18 protein-coding genes are annotated in these 18,597 nt (G+C 72.0%); 9 read left to right on the forward strand and 9 right to left on the reverse strand.

The features are described from left to right. Window positions 1-78: 78 nt before the first annotated feature. From FCN18_RS26750 to FCN18_RS26760, 3 genes are read left to right on the forward strand one after another with little or no spacing between them, the layout of a single operon-like run. Window positions 79-975 carry an alpha/beta hydrolase gene (locus FCN18_RS26750; protein ID WP_137096405.1) on the forward strand — a complete coding sequence of 299 codons (897 nt, stop codon included), beginning with the start codon at window positions 79-81 and terminating at the stop codon, window positions 973-975. Then, window positions 975-2,759 (forward strand): ABC transporter ATP-binding protein, encoded by a 1,785-nt coding sequence (locus FCN18_RS26755; RefSeq protein WP_137096406.1) that lies wholly within the window; start codon window positions 975-977, stop codon window positions 2,757-2,759. Before FCN18_RS26750 ends, FCN18_RS26755 begins: the two co-directional genes overlap by 1 nt. Continuing rightward, complete coding sequence (locus FCN18_RS26760) at window positions 2,756-4,462, forward strand: ABC transporter ATP-binding protein (protein ID WP_112267931.1); 1,707 nt, start codon at window positions 2,756-2,758, stop codon at window positions 4,460-4,462. The genes FCN18_RS26755 and FCN18_RS26760 overlap by 4 nt, the downstream gene beginning before the upstream one ends. A gap of 9 nt (window positions 4,463-4,471) precedes the next feature. Here the strand turns inward: FCN18_RS26760 and FCN18_RS26765 are convergent, their stop codons facing one another. Further along, window positions 4,472-5,020 carry a TetR/AcrR family transcriptional regulator gene (locus tag FCN18_RS26765; RefSeq protein WP_112267929.1) on the reverse strand — a complete coding sequence of 183 codons (549 nt, stop codon included), beginning with the start codon at window positions 5,018-5,020 and terminating at the stop codon, window positions 4,472-4,474. 76 nt (window positions 5,021-5,096) lie between these two features. Between FCN18_RS26765 and FCN18_RS26770 the strand changes: the two genes are divergently transcribed. Further along, entirely contained in the window at window positions 5,097-6,290 is a 1,194-nt protein-coding gene (locus FCN18_RS26770) for an FAD-dependent monooxygenase (protein WP_112267927.1), read from the forward strand. A gap of 30 nt (window positions 6,291-6,320) precedes the next feature. Continuing rightward, complete coding sequence (locus FCN18_RS26775; RefSeq protein ID WP_137096407.1) at window positions 6,321-7,136, forward strand: MBL fold metallo-hydrolase; 816 nt, start codon at window positions 6,321-6,323, stop codon at window positions 7,134-7,136. Between the two features lie 16 nt (window positions 7,137-7,152). Here the strand turns inward: FCN18_RS26775 and FCN18_RS26780 are convergent, their stop codons facing one another. The 4 genes from FCN18_RS26780 to FCN18_RS26795 all read right to left on the reverse strand — a co-directional run bounded on the left by FCN18_RS26780 (window position 7,153) and on the right by FCN18_RS26795 (window position 10,475). Beyond that, window positions 7,153-7,566, reverse strand: coding sequence for an OsmC family protein (locus FCN18_RS26780; RefSeq protein ID WP_112267923.1), 414 nt, complete (start codon window positions 7,564-7,566; stop codon window positions 7,153-7,155). Between the two features lie 21 nt (window positions 7,567-7,587). Beyond that, window positions 7,588-8,016, reverse strand: coding sequence for a hypothetical protein (locus FCN18_RS26785; RefSeq protein ID WP_137096408.1), 429 nt, complete (start codon window positions 8,014-8,016; stop codon window positions 7,588-7,590). A gap of 17 nt (window positions 8,017-8,033) precedes the next feature. Further along, the gene (locus FCN18_RS26790) at window positions 8,034-8,582 is read right to left on the reverse strand and encodes a hypothetical protein (protein WP_137096409.1); all 549 of its coding nucleotides are present in this window, start codon (window positions 8,580-8,582) and stop codon (window positions 8,034-8,036) included. 174 nt (window positions 8,583-8,756) lie between these two features. Continuing rightward, the gene (locus FCN18_RS26795) at window positions 8,757-10,475 is read right to left on the reverse strand and encodes a dihydroxy-acid dehydratase (RefSeq protein WP_137096410.1); all 1,719 of its coding nucleotides are present in this window, start codon (window positions 10,473-10,475) and stop codon (window positions 8,757-8,759) included. Window positions 10,476-10,587: 112 nt separating this feature from the next. Between FCN18_RS26795 and FCN18_RS26800 the strand changes: the two genes are divergently transcribed. Further along, the gene (locus FCN18_RS26800) at window positions 10,588-10,989 is read left to right on the forward strand and encodes a DUF2267 domain-containing protein (RefSeq protein ID WP_112267915.1); all 402 of its coding nucleotides are present in this window, start codon (window positions 10,588-10,590) and stop codon (window positions 10,987-10,989) included. A 49-nt stretch (window positions 10,990-11,038) separates the two neighbouring features. Further along, window positions 11,039-11,350, forward strand: coding sequence for a hypothetical protein (locus FCN18_RS26805; protein ID WP_112267913.1), 312 nt, complete (start codon window positions 11,039-11,041; stop codon window positions 11,348-11,350). Window positions 11,351-11,499: 149 nt separating this feature from the next. On the opposite strand, the gene FCN18_RS40300 is transcribed toward FCN18_RS26805, so the two are convergent. The 4 genes from FCN18_RS40300 to FCN18_RS26825 form a co-directional block, all read right to left on the reverse strand. Then, window positions 11,500-12,771, reverse strand: a complete 1,272-nt coding sequence (locus FCN18_RS40300) for an MSMEG_1061 family FMN-dependent PPOX-type flavoprotein (RefSeq protein ID WP_228714146.1) — start codon at window positions 12,769-12,771, stop codon at window positions 11,500-11,502. A 7-nt stretch (window positions 12,772-12,778) separates the two neighbouring features. Next, on the reverse strand, window positions 12,779-13,786 hold the full coding sequence (locus tag FCN18_RS26815; protein WP_137096412.1) for an iron-siderophore ABC transporter substrate-binding protein: 1,008 nt from the start codon (window positions 13,784-13,786) through the stop codon (window positions 12,779-12,781). Window positions 13,787-13,875: 89 nt separating this feature from the next. Further along, entirely contained in the window at window positions 13,876-15,027 is a 1,152-nt protein-coding gene (metX, locus tag FCN18_RS26820) for a homoserine O-acetyltransferase MetX (protein ID WP_137096413.1), read from the reverse strand. Next, window positions 15,024-16,331, reverse strand: a complete 1,308-nt coding sequence (locus tag FCN18_RS26825; protein WP_137096414.1) for a bifunctional o-acetylhomoserine/o-acetylserine sulfhydrylase — start codon at window positions 16,329-16,331, stop codon at window positions 15,024-15,026. The genes metX and FCN18_RS26825 overlap by 4 nt, the downstream gene beginning before the upstream one ends. A gap of 227 nt (window positions 16,332-16,558) precedes the next feature. Between FCN18_RS26825 and FCN18_RS26830 the strand changes: the two genes are divergently transcribed. Together FCN18_RS26830 and FCN18_RS26835 are read left to right on the forward strand one after the other, a co-directional pair. Continuing rightward, complete coding sequence (locus FCN18_RS26830; protein WP_137096415.1) at window positions 16,559-17,512, forward strand: MetQ/NlpA family ABC transporter substrate-binding protein; 954 nt, start codon at window positions 16,559-16,561, stop codon at window positions 17,510-17,512. Continuing rightward, window positions 17,509-18,546, forward strand: a complete 1,038-nt coding sequence (locus FCN18_RS26835) for a methionine ABC transporter ATP-binding protein (protein WP_137096416.1) — start codon at window positions 17,509-17,511, stop codon at window positions 18,544-18,546. The genes FCN18_RS26830 and FCN18_RS26835 overlap by 4 nt, the downstream gene beginning before the upstream one ends. The last annotated feature ends 51 nt before the right edge of the window (window positions 18,547-18,597 follow it).

Below are 18,597 nucleotides of genomic sequence, written 5' to 3' on the forward strand. Positions count from 1 at the left end.
GTTCGGTGCACGGCCAGGCCGGATCGCGCGACGGATGGCGGCTGCCCTCCGTGGGGCCCGGCCAAGAGGATGGTCGGCATGGATCCCGAACTGGAAGCATTCCTCGCGCTGTTCCCGAAGACCGACCTGACCGATCTGGAGACCTCGCGCAGGAACTTCGCCGAGCTGGCCGTCGCGGTGCCCGCTCCCGATCTCACGGACATGCAGGTCGAGAACCGCACGGTGCCCGCCGATCCGGACGTGCCGGTGCGGATCTACCGTCCGCACCTGGCGCAGGGCGCCATCGTCTGGATGCACGGCGGCGGCTGGGTCATGGGCGACCTCGACACCGAGCACCCGTGGGCAGCGCGGCTGGCGGGCCTTTCCGGCGCCGTGGTGATCTCGGTGGGCTACCGCCTTGCCCCCGAGAACCCGTTCCCCGCCGCGCTGGACGACACCTACGCGGTGCTGAACTGGACGGCCGAGCACGCCGCCGAGCTGGGTATCGACGCGGCGCGGATCGCCGTCGGCGGACACAGCGCGGGCGGCGGCCTCGCGGCAGGCGTGGCGTTGCGGGCGCGTGACGAGAATGGCCCGCCGATCCGGTTCCAGCTGCTCAACCAGCCCGGCCTGGACGACCGGCAGGGGACGTGGTCGGCGCGCAACTTCACCGGCACGCCCTGGATGAACCGCGACAAGGTCACCGAGGCGTGGCGGCACTACCTCGGTTCCGCTCCCGCCACTCCGTACGCCGCCCCGGCGCGGGCCACCGATCTGACCGGCCTGCCGCCCGCCTACGTCTCCACCGCGGAGTTCTGCCCGAACCGCGACGAGGACATCGAGTACGCGCTGCGCCTGCTCCAGGCGGGGGTGCCGGTGGAGCTGCACCAGTGGGCGGGCACGTTCCACGGGTCGCAGGCGATCCTGTCCGCCGAGGTGTCGCAGCGCCAGCTCGCCGAGCTCGGCGCGACCGTCCGCCGGGCACTGGCCGGCTGATGACCGCCACCGACCTCGCCGAGGCGAGGGCAGTGTCCACACCGGCCGCCGCCGAGGCGCCGCCGAGCGCGGCCCGGCTGCTGCGTCCTTTCGCCGGGAGTTTCGCGGCCGTGGTGGTCCTCCAGGTGATCGGCGCGGTCGCGGGCCTGGCGCCGTTGCTGGCGGTGGTCGAACTGGGCCGGACCCTGCTCTCGCCGGGGCCGATCGATCACGGCCACGTCTGGTTCGTCGTGCTCGCGGGTGCGGCGGGCCTGCTCGTCCGCCTGCTCTTCACGGCCGCGTCGGCGGGGATCGGGCACCTCGTGGACGACCAGGTGCAGTTGTCGTTGCGCCGGGCGCTGGCCGCGAGGCTGGGAAGGGTGCCGCTCGGCTGGCTCTCCCGCCGCCGGACCGGGGAGCTGGCGAAGGTCGTGGGGGACGACGTGAGCGCGGTGCACCCGTTCGTCGCGCACGCCCCCGGCGAGCTCGTCGCCGCGTTCGTGGTGCCGCTCGTGTCCCTGGTGTACCTGTTCACCGTCGACTGGCGGCTCACGCTGATCACGCTGATTCCGGTGGTGCTGGCGGTGGCGCTGGTGCCGCTGATGATGACCCCGGCGCGGCGGCGCGAGCAGGAGGAGTTCGACGCGGCGATGGGCCGGATCGCGAACTCGGTCGTCGAGTTCGTGCAGGGGATCGCGGTGGTCAAGGCCTTCGGTGGCGCCGGGCGTGCCCACCGCCGGTTCCTCACCGCGGCGGACGACTTCGGCCGCGTCTTCTTCCGGTGGGTGCGTGGTCTGTCCGAGGTCGCCGCCGGGATGCAGCTGGCCCTGTCGCCGCCGTTCGTGCTGCTGGTGGTGCTGATCGGCGGCACGGTCCTGATCACGACGGGTGGCCTGGCCGCGCCCGATCTGTTGCCCTTCCTGCTGCTCGGTCTGGGCCTGACCGCTCCGGTGGCGGCACTCGGCCACGGGTTCGACGACCTGCAGGCCGCCCGGCGCGCGGTCGGCCGGATCCGGGACGTGCTGGCGGTGCCGTCGCTACCGGAGCCCGTGCGCCCTGCCTCGCCGCGGGGGCAGCGGGTGGAGCTGCGGGACGTCCGGTTCGCCTACGAATCCGGACACGAGGTGCTGCGCGGCATCGACCTGGTGCTGGAGCCGGGCACCGTCACCGCGCTCGCCGGGCCGTCGGGCAGTGGGAAGTCCACTGTGGTCCAGCTGTTGCCCCGGTTCTTCGATCCCACACACGGTTCGGTCACGCTGGGAGGCGTCGACCTGCGCGAGCTCGGCAGCCGGGAGCTCTACCGGAGGGTTTCCTTCGTCTTCCAGGACACCGTGCTCCTGCGCGCGTCGGTCGGCGACAACATCGCGCTCTCGGCGCCGAACGCCGGTCTCGACGACGTGGTGCGCGCGGCCCGGCTGGCGAACGTCCACGAGCGGATCCTGGAGCTGCCGCGGGGGTACCACTCGGTGATCGGGGAGGACGCGGTCCTCTCGGGCGGAGAGGCGCAGCGGATCTCGCTGGCCCGGGCACTGCTCGCAGACGCGGCTGTCCTCGTGCTGGACGAGGCGACGGCGTTCGCCGACCCGCAGACCGAGCAGGCGGTGCGCCGGACCCTGAAGGCGCTGAAGGGCGAGCGCACGGTTCTCGTCATCGCCCACCGCCTGGAGACCATCGCCGACGCCGACACCGTCGTGGTGCTGGAGGACGGGACGGTCGCCGAGCGCGGCAGCCCCGCGGAGCTGCTGGCACGCGGCGGAAAGTTCGCGGCGTTCTGGCAGTCCCACCGACGAGGAGAGTTCCGATGATCCGCATGTTGCTGCGTGTGCTGGGTCCCGAGTACGCGAAGCCGGTACGCCGCACGGTGGCACTGATGACGATCACCGCGATCGCCGAGGGCCTTTCCTACGCGCTGCTGGTTCCCGTGCTGCGAGCGCTGTTCGGCGGCGATCCCGGTGGTGCCTGGCCGTGGCTGGCCGCGTTCGGCGGTGCGGTCGCGGTGTTCGCCGTGCTGCGTTACCTCAGCGACCTGTCCGGGTTCCGGGTAGGGACCTCGCTGCTGCTGGGGATGTATCACCGGCTCGGCGACCACCTGGCCCGCCTGCCCATCGGCTGGTACAGCGCGGCCCGGGTCGGTGAGGTGTCGGTGCTGGCCAGCCGGGGCGTGCTGGACGCGATGGGTGTGGCGGCGCACCTGCTGGCGCCGTTCGTCTCCGCCTGCGTGACGCCGTTGACGATCGTCGCCGTGCTGCTCGCTCTCAACTGGCAGTTGGGGCTGGCAGCACTGGTCGCCGCGCCGATCGTCGCGGCGATCCAGATCTGGACGGGACGCTCGATGGCGGCTCACGACGCCGAGCGGCACGAACGCGACCACGAGGCCGCCGGGCGGGTCATCGAGTACCTCCAGGCCCAGCCGGTGCTGCGGGCAGGCGGCCGGACCCACGAACGGTTCGAGATGCTCGACGACTCGCTGCGCGAGGTGCAGCGCGCGTCCCGTCGCACCCTGCTGTCGGCGCTGCCCGGCACGGTGGGCCTGACGCTCGCGGTGCAGGCCATGTTCACCGTGGTGCTGGTGCTGGGCACCCACCTCGCGCTCGGCGGGCACATCGGGGTGGCGGAGGTGCTCGCGATCCTGGTGCTGGCCGCTCGCTGTGCGGATCCGCTGCTGTCGTTGTCGGACATCGGGGGCAAGCTCCGCGGCGCGCGCTCCGAGCTCGCGAGGCTCGACGCGGTGCTGAGGACGGAACCGCTGCCGGAACCCCGTGACCCGGTCGAACCGGAGGGGCACGCACTGGAGTTCGACGCGGTCACCTTCCGGCACGGCGACCGCGTGGTGCTCGACGGCGTTTCGCTGTCGGTGCCGGAGGGACGGCGGCTCGCCGTGGTCGGGCCGTCGGGTGCGGGCAAGAGCACGTTGCTGCGGCTGCTCGCGCGGTTCCACGACGTCGACGCGGGTGCGGTGCGCGTGGGCGGCGCGGACGTCCGCGAGATCGAGACCGGCGAGCTGATGTCGCGGATCGCCATCGTCTTCCAGGACGTCTACCTCTTCGACGGCACGATCGAGGAGAATGTGCGGCTCGGTCGGCCGGGCGCGAGCGTCGCCGAGGTGCGCGCGGCGGCGAGCGCGGCGGGACTGGACGACGTGGTGGAGCGGTTGCCCGGTGGCTGGGCGGCGAACGTCGGGGAGGGTGGCGCGCTGCTGTCCGGCGGTGAGCGCCAGCGGGTCTCGATCGCGCGGGCGTTGCTCAAGGACGCGCCGATCGTGCTGCTGGACGAGGTGACCTCCGCGCTGGACCCGGTGAACGAGGCGGCGGTGCACGCTGGCATCGAGCGGTTGCTCGCGGGGCGGACGGTGGTGCTGGTGGCGCACCGGTTGCGGACCGTGCGGAACGCCGATCGGATCGTCTTCCTGGAGGGCGGCCGGGTCGTGGAGGAGGGCGGCCACGACGAGCTGCTGCGCCGGGGTGGTCGCTACGCGGAGTTCTGGAGGCTCGCCACGACGCCGGGGTAGGCGAGGGGGTCACCTCGCGGGGAGGCCGAGGGCCGCGCAGGCGGCGTCGAGTGCGGCGGTCCGCAGCTCGTCGACGGGCGTGTCGGCGAGCAGCACCAGGCAGTCGCCGAGCCCGCCGAGCGCCACGATCGCCCGTGCCTGGGCGGCGACGTCGGCGCCAGGGCCCACCAGCAGCGTGGTGAGGCGGCGACGCCAGTCCACGATGCGCTCGACGAGACCGAACTCACTCAGCGTCGGCAGGTCGCGCAGCATCAGGCCGGTGACGACACGATGGCGGTGGGAGACGTCGAAGTAGCGGCCGAGCAGCTCCCGCGGGTCCACCTCCTCGGCGGCCTCGTCCTCGGCGAGCAGGGCGTCGAGGTCGTCGGTCAGCGGCTGCAGCAGGCTCGCGACGAGCTCCTCGCGGGACGCGAAGTGGTAGTACAGCGCGGGTTTGGTTAGGCCGAGCCGGTCGGCGATCTGGCGCAGGCTCGTCTGCCGCACGCCCTGCTCGGCGAACAGCTCGAGCGCCACCTCCTGGATGCGCTGCCTCGTCCGGCTCGTCCTCGGTCTCGCCACGCGTCACACCCTAGTTCATTGACCGACCGGAAGGTAAACGGTTTACTTACCGGAAGGTCAATGAACGGGGGTACCGATGAACGTGCTGATCTCCGGGGCGAGCGTCGCCGGCCCGGTCGTGGCGTACTGGCTCGCGCGGGCGGGGTTCTCGCCGGTGGTCGTGGAACGGACGCCCCGCCCGCGGCTCGGTCTTGGCGGTCATGCGGTCGACCTCTTCGCGCCGGCCATGGAGGTGGCCCGACGGATGGGCATCGTGCCCGCGTTGCGCGAGGCCGCGCTCCCGCCGGCGACGATCCGGCTGGAACGACCGGGCAAGCCTGCCATCGAAACGGACCTGGCCCACCTGTCGGACGCGTTCGCCGAGGCCAACCACGTCGAGGTCATGCGTGGCGAACTGGCCTCGACGCTGCACGACGTGACGCGGGACGACGTCGAGTACGTCTTCGGCGACTCGATCCGGACGCTCGCCGAGGATGCCGGGGGAGTGGACGTCACGTTCGACAGCGGGCGCACGCGGCGGTTCGACCTCGTGGTCGGCGCTGACGGCCTCCATTCGAACGTGCGGCGGCTCGCGTTCGGGCCCGAGCGCGACTTCCTGCACCACCTCGGCGGCCACCTCGCGGTGTTCACACTGCCGGACCGCCTGGGGCTCGCCGGGCGGACGGTGCTGTACAACGCAGTGGACCGCGTGGTGGCGATGTACGCGGTGCCGCGCACCGGGCAGGCGCGGGCGGTGCTGCTGTTCCGCGCGGGCGAGCTGTCCTACGACCACCGCGACGTCGCCGAGCAGAAGCGTCTGCTGCGCAAGGAGTTCGCCGGTGCGGGCTGGGAGGTGCCCCGGCTGCTCGATGCCGTGGAGGACGCCGACGACTTCTACCTGGACGCGATCGCCCAGGTCCGGATGGACACGTGGACGCGCGGCCGCGTGACCCTCGTCGGCGACGCCGGGTACTCGCCGGGGCCCGCGGTCGGCGGTGGCACCACGCTGGCGATGGCCGCGGCGTACGTGCTCGCCCGCGCGCTCGCGAACGCGCGCGGCGACCACGCCGCGGCGTTCACCGCGTACGAGCACGGCGTGCGCGACTACGTGCTCCGCTGCCGCGAGGTCGCACCGCGCGTGCTGCGCAACGGCATCCCGCGCTCACCGGCCCACGTCGCGCTCACAGCGCTCTCGATGCGGCTGCTGCCACGGCTGCCCCGTGGCATCCGCCGCCGCGCGCTCGCGGGCGGGGCCAGCAGCACACTGTCGTCCTTCACCCTCCCCGGGTGAAGATGGACCCTCTGGGGAAGGGAGAACACGATGAGCTTCTGGATCTGCCGGACGTGCGCGGTGGAGCACGACGAGCGCGTGGAGGTCTGCGCGATCTGCGCCGACGAGCGACAGTGGGTGCCGGCCGATGGCCAGCAGTGGACCACGCTCGCGGAACTGGCGTCGGCGGGCCGGCGGGTCGACGTCGTGCCGCTGGAGGCGGACCTGTTCGGTCTCCGCAGCGATCCGGCGGTGGGCATCGGCCAGCTGTCGAAACTGCTGCGCACGCCGGAGGGTAACGTGTTGTGGGACCCGATCGGCTTCCTCGACGACGACGCCGTGCGCCGGGTGCGGGCGCTGGGCGACGTCGTGGCGATCGCGGCCAGCCATCCGCACATGTTCGGCGTGCAGGTGGAGTGGAGCAGGGCGCTGGGCGGCGTGCCGGTGCTCGTCTCCGAACCCGACCTGGAGTGGGTGGCGAGGCGCGACCCGGCGATCAAGCCGTGGTCGGGCACCGTCGAACCGGTTCCGGGCGTGACCATGACGCAGCCGGGTGGCCATTTCCCGGGCAGCGCGGTGGTGCACTGGGCGGCGGGCGCCGAGGGGCGGGGTGTGCTGCTGAGCAGTGACACCGTCTTCGCCAACCCGGACCGCGTCTCGGTGAGCTTCATGCGCAGCTACCCCAACCGCATCCCGCTGTCGGCCGGGGTTGTCGAGCGGGTCACGGCCCACCTCGAACGCTTCGAGTTCGACCGGCTCTACGGCAACTTCGACAACGTGATCGCAGAGGACGCCAAGGCGGTGGTGCGCCGGTCGGCCGACCGCCACATCGGCTGGGTCCGCGGCGACTTCGACCACCTGACCTGACGGGCTCCGGCTGCGGCTACTCGATGATCGTTCGCACCGGGGTGCCACGCTCGACGGTGCGGCTGACCGTGCACAGCTTGTCGTGGGACAGGGCGACCGTGCGCGGCAGCATCGCGCGCGCCGCGTCGCCCTGCTCGCCCTCGGGGAAGCGCACGTGGAACGTCACCGAGAGGTTCTCCATCCGGTTGCCGGTCTCGCGATCGGACACCTTGTCGCCGCTGACGGCGACGGTGAACTCGGTCGGCTCGGTCCGCCTGCTCGTGGCGACGTCGGTGTCGATGGCCGTGCAGCCGCCGATCGCGGCGAGCAGCAGCTCCACGGGGCTGAAGTCGTCGCCGCCGATGGGCAGGGTGCCGCCGCGGTCGTTGTGCGCGACGTAGCGTCCGGCGGAGACGCGCTCGATGCGGACGGACCTCTCGGATGTCGTCATGCCCCGAACCTACCGGCGAGGTCAGGCGTCGAGGCCCACCCAGTGCCGGGTGTCCTTCCGCCGCGCCTGCACCAGTGCCAGCGTCCCGAACAGCAACAGGATCCCGAGTCGCTGGCTGTTCGCCGGGCCCGTGCTGCTCGCGTACTCCGGCAGCGAGTTCACCACGAGCTCGGCGAGGACGATGACCAGCGCGAGGACGCTGCCGATCGAGCTCACCCTGACGCCCGTGGGTTTGCGCTGGAGCAGCAGCACGCAGCCGGCGAGGGAGAAACCGGCGCAGGCTCCGTAGAGCGCGGCGAAGAGCACCACCAGCAGCGGGTCCACCACCACCTCGTCCAGCACGCCGAACACACTCACGAACACCAGCAGACAGACCAGGCCGACCAGCCCGCCGAACACCACGGCCAGCACGGTGGATACCTTGCTGGGCCGGTACTCCGTTTGTTCCATGTCCGTTGCTCCGATGGTCAGGCACCCACGGCGCCGAGGAAGATCCGCCACTGGCTCTTGGCTATGTCCGCGCCCTCGGCGCAGATGCTCTGCGCCTCGGCGGCCAGCTGCGGTGGGGGCGAGGGCTTGTCGTTGAGTCCGTAGCAGGGCATCGACCCGGCGAGCTGGCCGACCGTGGAGCGGATGGCGCTCGCGGTGGTGAGCACCGCGCCGTAGAGCAGGTGCGCGTGTTCGGGGTTCCCCGCCGTCAGTGTCTGCGCCGTGGCGTCGGCGACGTCGGCCGCCGCCGACAACGCCGTGCCGCACACCGTGTCGGTCAGCGGCGTCTGGCGGGTGCAGCGGTCCAGGCTCTCGGTGCCGGGATGCGCGGCCAGCGCGGCCTCGTACGCATCCCGGATGTCGCGCTCGACGGGCAGCTCCTCCGGGGTGGGCGCCGGAGCGGAGGTTGTGGTCGTGGGCGACACGGCCACCGAACTCCGCGGGGTCGCCGCGTCCTGCCCGCCCCCGCACGCGGCGAGCAGAGTTCCCGTGGCGAGGGCGAGTGCGGCACGAATGGTCCATCCCATGTCGCCAAAGCTAACCGCGAGCACCGCTGAGTTGAGCGACCCTGGCCGGTAATTGCCACGATCCGAAGTGGACCCAACCGCAGTGAAGGCCACCTTCACTGCGTTCAACGCAGTGAAGGTGGCCTTCACTGCGGTCCGGGCGAGGCGGGGCACGCGGGCTGGGGCAGGCGGGTGTCAGTGGGACTCGCGGCTGACCTTCGAGCCGCTGGAGCCGCGGAGGAAGTCCAGGTCGGCGCCCGTGTCGGCCTGCCCGACGTGGTCGACGTAGAGGCGTTCCCAGCCACGGCGCGGGCTGGCGAAACCGTCGAGGGTGGCCCGGTTCGGCGTCCGCGCGCGCAGTTCCGACTCGGGCACGTCCAGGTCGATCCTGCGTGCCGCGGCGTCGAGGACCACAGGGTCGCCGGTGCGCACGAGCGCGAGCGGGCCGCCCGCCGCCGCCTCGGGGGCGACGTGCAGCACGACGGTGCCGTACGCGGTGCCGCTCATCCGGCCGTCGCACACGCGCACCATGTCGCGCACGCCCTCGGCCAGCAGCTTCGAGGGAAGCGGCATGTTCGACACCTCCGGCATCCCGGGGTAGCCCTTGGGTCCGCAGCCGCGCAGCACCAGCACCGAGTCGGCGTCGACGTCGAGGTCCGGGTCGTCGATGCGGGCGTGGAAGTCCTCGATGGAGTCGAAGACGACCGCCCGGCCGCGATGCCGGAGCAGGTGCGGGGAGGCCGCCGCCGGTTTGATGATCGCGCCGTCCGGGGCGAGATTGCCCCGCAGCACGGCGATGCCGGCCTCGGCCTGCACCGGCTCCGAACGGCGGTGGATCACGTCGGAGTCCCAGCTGCGCGCGCCGTCCAGATGGTCGGTGAGCGGCTTGCCGGTGATGGTCAGCGCGGTGGGGTCGAGCAGGTCCCGCACCTCGCGCAGCACGGGCAACAGCCCGCCCGCGCGGTGGAAGTCCTCCATGAGGTACTTGCCCGCGGGCTGCAGGTTCACCAGCAGCGGCACGCGGGAGCCGATGCGGTCGAAATCGTCGAGGGTCAGCTCGATGCCCAGCCGTCCCGCGATCGCGAGCAGGTGGACGACGGCGTTGGTGGAGCCACCCGTGGCGGCCAGCGCGACGATCGCGTTGTGGAACGACGCGCGGGAGAGCACGGTGCTGGGCCTCCGGTCCCGCGCGACCAGGTCCGTGACGAGCCTGCCGGTCTCGTGCGCGGACTCGAGCAGCCTGCTGTCGGGCGCGGGTGTGCCGGCCAGCCCGGGCAGCACCGTGCCGAGTGCCTCGGCCATGATCGCCATCGTCGACGCCGTGCCCATCGTGTTGCAGTGACCGCGGCTGCGGATCATCGCGGACTCCGAGCGCGCGAAGTCCTCGCGGTCCAGCGTTCCGCCTCGGACCTCCTCCGACAGCCGCCACACGTCGGTGCCGCAGCCGAGCGGCCTGCCCCGGAAGGTGCCGGTGAGCATCGGCCCGCCGGGAACCACGGCGGCGGGCAGGTCCACCGAGGCAGCAGCCATGAGCAGCGCCGGGATCGTCTTGTCGCAGCCGCCGAGCAGGACGACGCCGTCGACCGGGTTGCCCCGCAGCATCTCCTCGGTCGCCATCGCCGCCATGTTGCGCCAGAGCATCGCGGTGGGCCGCAGCTGTGTCTCGCCGAGCGACACGACGGGGAGGTTCAGCGCGATCCCGCCCGCCTCGTGGATGCCGTCCCTGACCGAGGAGGCCAGCTCGCCGAGGTGCGCGTTGCACGGCGTGAGGTCGGAGGCGGTGTTGGCGATCGCGATGTGCGGGCGCCCCGTGAAGGCGCTGCCCGGTAGTCCGCGTCGCATCCACGCGCGATGGATGTAGGCGTTGCGGTCGTCGCCCGAGTACCACTCCGCACTGCGCAACTCTGCTGCCATCCCACGCACTATGCCCGCTCGGAGACGATCTCGGGAAGACCCCGTGTAACGGGGGCGCGAACGGGGTAGGCGAGAGCAGGAGAGCCGGAACTCGACGTGACGAGGAGGCGCGATGAAGGAACACGAGATCGTTGCGGCGGTGCGCAAGACCGTGGGCCTCACCGACCCCGGGCACGCGGAGTCGGCGACCCGCGCCACGTTGTCGGTGCTCGGGCAGCGGCTCGCCGGGGGCGAACCGAAGGACCTGGCGGGGCAGTTGCCGCCCGCCATCGCCGAGGCGCTGCCCACCACCGGCGGCGCGGAACCGTTCGGCCTGGAGGAGTTCTACCGCAGGGTGGCCGAGGCCGAGGGGCGCGACTGCACCCAGGACAGCGCGCGGGAACATGCCCGAGCCGTGGTGGCCACGCTCAAGCAGGGCGTGAGCAAGGGCGAGTTCGACGACCTGGTCTCGCAGCTGCCCCGCGAGTACCGGGACGACCTGCTCTCCACCGCCCCCGTGCGGGAGCACCGCTGATGGGCGGGGCGGGATCGGTGCCCACCAACGACTCTGCCGAGCCGACCGCGTGACCGGCCACGAAGCGAGCCGGGGGTTCGCCGCGATGCCCGCCATCGTGCTCAACACCGCCGCCGACCCGGCGCAGTCCAAGGCGTGGCTCTGCGACGTGCTCGGCGTCGGCCCCGGTGACGTGGACTGTCACCTCGACCCGCCGCACGCGTACTTCGCGTGGCCCGGCGGCCAGGCGGAGCTGCGCGTCGACGGCGGGGGCGCTGGCGCGAGCACGGCGCACCTGCGGGTCAGCGGTGACGGCGACCTCGCCGCACGGGCGTTGGCCGCGCTCGCGGGCCAGGTGGACCAGAACCTCGACCCGGGCTGAAGCGGTTCACGGCATGGGCCCGGTACGCGCCGGACGGCGTGCCGGGTTCGGTCGAGGTCGAGCGCACCGTCGCCGCGACCGGGTGTGTGCACGCCAGCGAGCGTCGAGGAGCAGCTTGCGTGGGGGTTTCCACGCAGTGAAGGTGGCCTTCACAGCGGTGGCGGAACCCGCGTCCGGCCTTCGCCGAGGGAAGCGCGCAGCGCGGCCTGGCTCTTGAACAGCGTGCCCGCCGTGGGAATCTTGTTCGGTTCCGGCCAGGTTTCCTTGTCCCACAACGAGGAGCGCGTGAACGCCCGGCCACAGTGGACGAACAGCTCATCGACCTCCACCGTGATCGCCAGGTCCGGCGCTGTCCCGTTCACCGCGAGCCGCTCCAGGAGCGGGCCCTCGCGCACGATCGTTGCCGTGCCGTTGACCCGCAGCGTGTGGTCGACACCGGGAACGACGAACAGCATGCCCACACGTGCGTTGCGCAGGATGTTGCGCATGCTGTCCACGCGCCGGTTGCCGTTGCGGTCGGCGAAGGCGAGCGTCCGGCCGTCGCCGAGGACGAGCACGGTGCCGGCCGGGTCGCCACGGGGTGACACGTCGACGGACCCGTCGTCGGCGCTCGTGGCGAGCAGGAAGAACGGCGACGCCTCCAGGAACCGCCGCGACTCGTCGTCGATCCCGGCCACCGGTTTGTCGAGGATGACCTGCGCCGGCTCCTCGACCACGTCGCGCAGCTCGTCCTCTGTGGACACGGTCCGCCCGGCGTGGTGTCTGCCGATCGGCACGATCAGCGGGCTCGCCGAGACGGGGTCGGGCACGACCCGGCACGGCAGCCCGAACACCTCGCGCACCAGCTCCTCCGAGACCACGTCGGCAGGCGAGCCCCCGGCCACCAGGTCGCCGTCCTTGAGCACCAGCAGGTGGTCGGCGTAGCGGCAGGCGAGGTTGACGTCGTGCAGCACGGTGACGATCACGGTGCCCTCGCCTCGGTTGAGGTCGGCGAGCAGGTCGAGCAGCTCCACCTGCTCGGCCACGTCGAGCAACGTCGTCGGCTCGTCGAGCAGCAGCACGCCCGTGCGCTGGGCCAGCGCCATCGCGATCCACGCGCGCTGGCGCCAGCCGCCGCACAGCTCGTCGACGTACCGGTCGGCCAGCTCCAGCGTGCCGGTGGCCCGCATGGCCCCGGCCACGGCCTCGTCGTCGGCACCCGGACCGAGGCCGACGAGGTCCGCCACCGTGATGCCCTCAGGCGCTGACTGCGCGGGCGGCAGGAGGCCGAGCCTTCTGGCGACCTCCACGCCCGGCAGCGTGTGGATGGCCTTGCCGTCGAGGTACGTGGCCGCGGACCGCAGCGCCCGCTCGCGCAGCATGGCCGACCTGCCGGAGCCCTGAGGCCCGGCGATCACGGTGAAACCCGGCTGGTCCGGCACGTCGCGGTCAGCCCGCGAGCGCGTCGGCGAACATCGGCACCGTCTTGTCCAGCGCGTAGGACAGGCCGACCACCGAGGCGCTCGAAAAGGCCTGTGACACCGTGGGGTCGCTCAGCACCACGCTGCGCCCGTCCTTGACCGAGGGAATGTTCTGGTACAGCGGGTCGCGGGTGGCCTGGTCGGCTTCGACGCCGATGGGGAACAGCACGGTCAGGTCGGCGTCGAGCAGGTCGAGGCGCTCGCCCGAGATCGGTACCCAGAAGTCGTCACCGGCCAGCTCCTGCACGGTCGGCGAGTTGACGAACCCGAGCTGCTCCATGAACTCGACGCGGCCGTCGCCGTTGACGTAGGCGCCCCACGATTCGGAGGTGCGCGCGGCGATGGCCACCGTGGTGTCCGTGAACTCGGGGTGGTCCTGCGCGGCCCTCGCGAACTTCGCCTCGAGGTCGTCGTGCAGCTTCCTGGCCTGGTCCTGCTTGCCCAGCGCCTTGCCGATCAGGTCGAGCTGGTCCTGCCACGAGGTGAGGTAGGCGTCGGCGCCCTCGGGGACGCCCACCACGGGCACGCCGAGCTGGCTGAGGCGGTCGTAGCGTTCGCGGTCGCCGCTCGCGCGGGTGTCGAGGATGAGGTCGGGGTTCAGCCCGGCGAGCTGCTCCAGGTTCACTTCCATGGTGCCGAGCTGGGTCGGCGGGTTGGTGTAGCGCTGCTCGACCCACGGGCCGAGGCCGTCGCCGCCCACGGCGAGCCAGTCGCTGACGCCGACCGGCTCGACGCCGAGCGCGAGCGCCACCTCGGCATCGCTCCACCCGAGCGCCACCACGCGCTGCGGTGCCTTCTCGATCGTCACGTCGCCGAACTTGGTGTCGACCGTGACGGGGAAGCCGGTGCCGGTCTGTGCCTGGCCCGTGTCCTCGCCGCCCTCGTCACCGCCCGTCGAACAGCCCGCGAGCGCTACGAGCACACCCGCGAGCAGTACGGCGAGACCTCGACGGACCGGGGGCAGTGCAGTGCGCATGGCGGGTGGCCTTTCGCGGGACGGCTCTTAGCTGTGGCTACCCTAACTTCCGATCCTCGTTCTGAGTACGCCCGCTGCGATGACGACCGTCACACGAGCTCGGTCTTCAGCAGGGTCGTCACCAGCTCGGCCACCTGGTCGGTCTCGATCAGGAACCCGTCGTGGCCGTGCTCCGAGGTGAGCACCCACGGCTGCCCGGAACCCGGCAGCGCGGCGGCCAGCTCCCGCTGCTGCTCCAACGGGTACAGCCGGTCGCTGTCGATCCCGGCCACGACCGTGGTGGCCGTGACCCCGCGCAGGGCCGCCGCGGCGCCGCCCCGGCCCCTGCCGATGTCGTGGGTGTTCATCGCCTCCGCCAGGCGCAGGTAACTGTTGGCGTCGAACCGGCGGGCCAGCTTCGCCGCGTGATGGTCCAGATAGGACTCGACGGCGAACCGGCCGCCGGAGAGCGGATCCTCGCCGGGCTGAGGGTCGGCCCCGAACCGGGCGGCCAGCTCCGGCTCGCTGCGGTAGGTGAGGTGCGCGATGCGCCGTGCGACACCGAGGCCGCGGTGCGGCCCGTCGCCGTCCGGGGCGAAGTAGTAGTCGCCGCCCCGGAAACCTGGGTCCGCCCTGATCGCCGCGAGCTGCGCGGAGGTCCAGCCGATCTGGTCGGCGCTGGAGCGGGCGGGTGCGGCGAGCACGGCGAGGCGCCTCACGCGCTCCGGGTGCGAGACGCCCCACTCCAGCGCGCGCATGCCGCCCATCGACCCGCCGAGCACGAGCGCCCACGACGCGATGCCCAGCTCGTCCGCCAGTGCGACCTCGGCGGTCACGAGGTCGCGGATCGTCAGGCGCGGGAACCGGCTGCCCCACGGCAGGCCGTCGGGTGACGTCGAAGCCGGCCCCGTGCTGCCCTGGCAGCCGCCGAGCGCGTTTGGCGCCACGACGAACAGCTCGCCGGTGTCGAGCGCCCTGCCCACGCCGACCAGGTCGTCCCACCAGCCGGGGCTGGGATGGCCTGGTTGCGCCGGTCCCGCGACGTGGCTGTCGCCGGTGAGCGCGTGCAGCACGAGCACCGCGTTGGAGCCGTCGGCGGCGAGCTCGCCCCACGTCTCGTACGCGAGGCGGTAGCCGGGCAGCACGCCGCCGCGCTCCAGCGCGAGCGGCCGCGCCGAGCGGAACCACCGCCGCCGGCCGGGCGGGTCTCCCTCGCGCCAGGCGCCGCTGACCGGAAGGAGACCGCCCGTCCGGTCGGTCACAGCTTGTCCTTGGCCGCCCGGAAACCCGCCTCGAGGTCGGCCTTGAGGTCCTCGATGTGCTCCAGCCCCACCGACAGCCGCACGAGGCCCGGGGTGACACCGGTGACGGTCTGCTCGTCGGCGGTGAGCTGCGAGTGGGTGGTGCTCGCCGGGTGGACGATGAGGCTGCGCACGTCGCCGATGTTCACGAGCTGGCTGAACAGCTCGGTCCCGTCGACGAAGGCCCGGCCCGCCTCGACGCCGCCGCGCAGGTCGAACGACACCACCGCGCCCGCGCCCCTCGGCAGGTACTTCCGCGCCGCCGCGTGCCACGGGCTGGACGGCAGCCCCGCGTAGTAGACGGCCGCCACCTCGTCGCGAGCCTCCAGCCACTCGGCGAGGGCCTGCGCGTTGGCGACGTGCCGTTCCAGCCGCAGCGACAGCGTCTCGATCCCCTGCAGCACCAGGAAACTCGTCAGCGGGGCGATCGCGGCTCCGGTGTCGCGCAGCAGCTGCACGCGCAGCTTCGCGGCGAACGCGCCGGGGCCGAGCGCTTCCCAGTACCGCAGCCCGTGGTAGCTCGGGTCCGGTTCGGAGAAGTCGGGGAACCGCCTTGCGTGGGCGCCGAAGTCGAACGTGCCGCCGTCGACCACGATGCCGGCGATGGCGGTGCCGTGCCCACCGAGGTACTTCGTCGCCGAGTGCACCACGATGTCGGCGCCGTGCTCGAGCGGGCGCAGCAGGTACGGAGTCGGCACCGTGTTGTCGACCACGAGCGGCACCCCGATCTCGTGGGCGAGCCCGGCGACCGCCTCGATGTCGAGCACGTTGGACCGCGGGTTGCCGAGCGTTTCGGCGAAGAACAGCTTGGTGTTGGGCCGCACCGCGGCGCGCCACTGCTCCAGGTCGTCGGGATCATCCACAAAGGACACATCAATGCCGAGCTTGGGCAACGTGTAGTGGAAGAGGTTGTAGGTGCCGCCGTAGAGCGAGGCGCTGGACACGAAGTGGTCGCCGGCGCGCGCGAGGTTGAGGATCGTCGCGGTCTCGGCGGCCTGGCCCGAGGCGAAGGCCACAGCGGCGACCCCGCCCTCCAGCGCCGCGACGCGCTGTTCGAACACGTCCTGCGTAGGGTTGTTGATGCGCGTGTAGATGTTGCCGGGCTCGGCGAGACTGAACAGATCGGCGCCGTGCTGTGTGTCCCTGAACACGTACGAGGTGGTCTGGTAGATCGGCGTCGCCCGCGCTCCGGTCGCCGGGTCGGGGGCGGCGCCCGCGTGAATCTGCTGCGTCTCGAACGACCAGCCCGCCGCTGTCTGTGTCATGGAGGTCTCTCCCTCTGTGCTCGGAAAAAGCGCTTCGATGTCACAGTCAACCGATACCGGGCCGTGCGGCCCACCCTTTCCCAGCACTCGGAACGGATGCCGATTTCTCTTGGAAAGAAAGGAATTCCGGATAGCACGACCGGGTGAGCGAGGGCAAATTCCTTGCCTGTTGGCCCAAAGTGTGGAACGCGCTGCCGTGCCGGCGCACCCGCGGGCACAGTGGCCTCATGACAGAGCACAACCCGGGCGAACCCGAGCCCGCGCTGCCGGAGAGACCGAAGCGCACCAAGGGAATCCTGATCGGAATCGGCGCCGTGGTGGTGATCGCGCTCGTCGCCGTCGTGGTTCTCCTCGTGAGCGGAAGCGGCGACGACACCGCGTCCGGCGACCGCGTCACGGTACGGATCGGCACCACCGAGGCATCGTCCGAGTACTGGGTGGCGTTGCGGGAGATCGCCGCCGCCGAGGGGATCGACATCGAGCCGGTGAACTTCAGCGACTACAACCAGCCCAACCCCGCCCTGACGCAGGGCCACACGGACCTGAACCTGTTCCAGCACCTGCTGTTCCTCGCCAACCACAACACGGCCAGCGGCGACACGCTCACGCCGATCGCCTCCACCTATGTCGTGCCGCTCTCGCTGTACTCGCGCAAGCACGACGCCGTCGAGGACATCCCGAGGGGCGGCACCGTCGCGATCCCGAACGACCCGACCAACCAGGCTCGCGCGCTGCTCGTGCTGCAGGAGGCCGGCCTGGTCCGGTTGCGCGACGGCGGCACCGTGCTCTCCACCCCCGCCGAGATCGACGCCGCCGCGTCGAAGGTCACGGTCACGCCGGTGGACGCCGCGCAGACCGTCGCCGCGCTGCCGTCGGTGGACGCCTCGATCGTCAACAACAACTACGCGCTCGACGGCGGGCTCGACCCCACGACAGCGCTCTTCGCCGACGACCCGTCGAGCCCAGCCGCGGAGCCGTACCTCAACGTGATCGTGGCGAGGGCCGAGGACAAGGACGACCCGGCCTACCGCAGGGTCGCCGAGCTGTACCGCGACCCGAGGGTCACCGAACTGGTGCGGGCGGAGTCGCACGGCACCTCGGTGCTCGTCGACCGGCCCCCGGCCGAGCTGGAGAGGATCCTCGCCGAGCTGACCGCAACCGTGCGATCGGCGGCGCAGTGACCGCTGCGGCACCGCTGATCGAGTTCCAGGACGTCACAAAGACGTTCCGCACCGGCCGGGGCAGGCCGGTGACCGCGCTCGACGGCGTCACCCTCGGCATCGACGAGGGTGACGTCTTCGCGATCATCGGCTACTCCGGCGCAGGCAAGAGCACGCTCGTGCGGCTGATCAACGCGCTCGAGCCCGTCACGTCGGGCCGGGTGCTCGTCGACGGCACGGACCTGAGCACGCTTCGCGAGCGCGGGCTGCGGGAGGTGCGCCGCGGCATCGGCATGGTCTTCCAGCAGTTCAACCTGCTGCGCTCGCGGACGGTCTTCGGCAACGTCGCCTACCCGCTCAAGATCGCCGGCTGGGGCAAGGCCGCGCGGGAGAAGCGGGTCGCCGAGCTGCTCGGTTTCGTGGGGATCACCGACAAGGCTTGGCACTATCCCGGGCAGCTCTCGGGTGGCCAGCAGCAGCGGATCGGCATCGCGAGGGCGCTGGCGACCAACCCGAAGATCCTGCTCGCCGACGAGTCCACGAGCTCGCTCGACCCCGAGACGACGAGCGAGGTGCTGCGGCTGCTCAAGCGGGTCAACACGGAACTCGGCGTGACGATCGTGGTGATCACGCACGAGATGGACGTCGTCAGGGAGATCGCCGACAAGGTCGCCGTCCTCGACTCCGGCCGGGTGGTCGAGCAGGGGCCGGTCGCCGACGTGTTCGCCTCGCCGAAGGAGGAGACGACGCGCCGGTTCGTCGAGACGGTGCTGCGCGACCAACCGCGCGGTGACGACCTCGCGCGCATCCGTGAGCGGCACCGGGGGCGGCTCGTCGCCACGCGCGTCGGGGACGACCGGCGCATCGGGGCCGTGCTGTCGGACGCGCTCGGCAGGCACGGCGTGCGGTTCGAGCTGGTCTACGGCGGCATCAAGGAACTGGGCGGGCGCGCGTTCGGCGGGCTCACGCTGGAGCTGCTCGGCGAGGAGTCCGCCGTGGACGCTCTGGTGGCCGAGCTGCGCGAGGTGACCGAGGTCGAGGAGCTGGTGCCGTGAACTGGGACCTGCTCGGACCGGTGCTGCTCGACGCGATCGGGCAGACGCTGT

This window comes from Prauserella endophytica (genome assembly GCF_005146945.1).
Classification (GTDB): Bacteria; Actinomycetota; Actinomycetes; order Mycobacteriales; family Pseudonocardiaceae; genus Prauserella_A; species Prauserella_A endophytica.

Excerpts from the sequence above, each read along its gene's own strand:
- FCN18_RS26750 (WP_137096405.1), top strand. The coding sequence starts at position 79 with ATGGATCCCGAACTGGAAGCATTCCTCGCGCTGTTCCCGAAGACCGAC.
- FCN18_RS26755 (WP_137096406.1), top strand. The coding sequence starts at position 975 with ATGACCGCCACCGACCTCGCCGAGGCGAGGGCAGTGTCCACACCGGCC.
- FCN18_RS26760 (WP_112267931.1), top strand. The coding sequence starts at position 2,756 with ATGATCCGCATGTTGCTGCGTGTGCTGGGTCCCGAGTACGCGAAGCCG.
- FCN18_RS26770 (WP_112267927.1), top strand. The coding sequence starts at position 5,097 with ATGAACGTGCTGATCTCCGGGGCGAGCGTCGCCGGCCCGGTCGTGGCG.
- FCN18_RS26775 (WP_137096407.1), top strand. The coding sequence starts at position 6,321 with ATGAGCTTCTGGATCTGCCGGACGTGCGCGGTGGAGCACGACGAGCGC.
- FCN18_RS26780 (WP_112267923.1), bottom strand. The coding sequence starts at position 7,566 with ATGACGACATCCGAGAGGTCCGTCCGCATCGAGCGCGTCTCCGCCGGA.
- FCN18_RS26785 (WP_137096408.1), bottom strand. The coding sequence starts at position 8,016 with ATGGAACAAACGGAGTACCGGCCCAGCAAGGTATCCACCGTGCTGGCC.
- FCN18_RS26790 (WP_137096409.1), bottom strand. The coding sequence starts at position 8,582 with ATGGGATGGACCATTCGTGCCGCACTCGCCCTCGCCACGGGAACTCTG.
- FCN18_RS26795 (WP_137096410.1), bottom strand. The coding sequence starts at position 10,475 with ATGGCAGCAGAGTTGCGCAGTGCGGAGTGGTACTCGGGCGACGACCGC.
- FCN18_RS26800 (WP_112267915.1), top strand. The coding sequence starts at position 10,588 with ATGAAGGAACACGAGATCGTTGCGGCGGTGCGCAAGACCGTGGGCCTC.
- FCN18_RS26815 (WP_137096412.1), bottom strand. The coding sequence starts at position 13,786 with ATGCGCACTGCACTGCCCCCGGTCCGTCGAGGTCTCGCCGTACTGCTC.
- FCN18_RS26825 (WP_137096414.1), bottom strand. The coding sequence starts at position 16,331 with ATGACACAGACAGCGGCGGGCTGGTCGTTCGAGACGCAGCAGATTCAC.
- FCN18_RS26830 (WP_137096415.1), top strand. The coding sequence starts at position 16,559 with ATGACAGAGCACAACCCGGGCGAACCCGAGCCCGCGCTGCCGGAGAGA.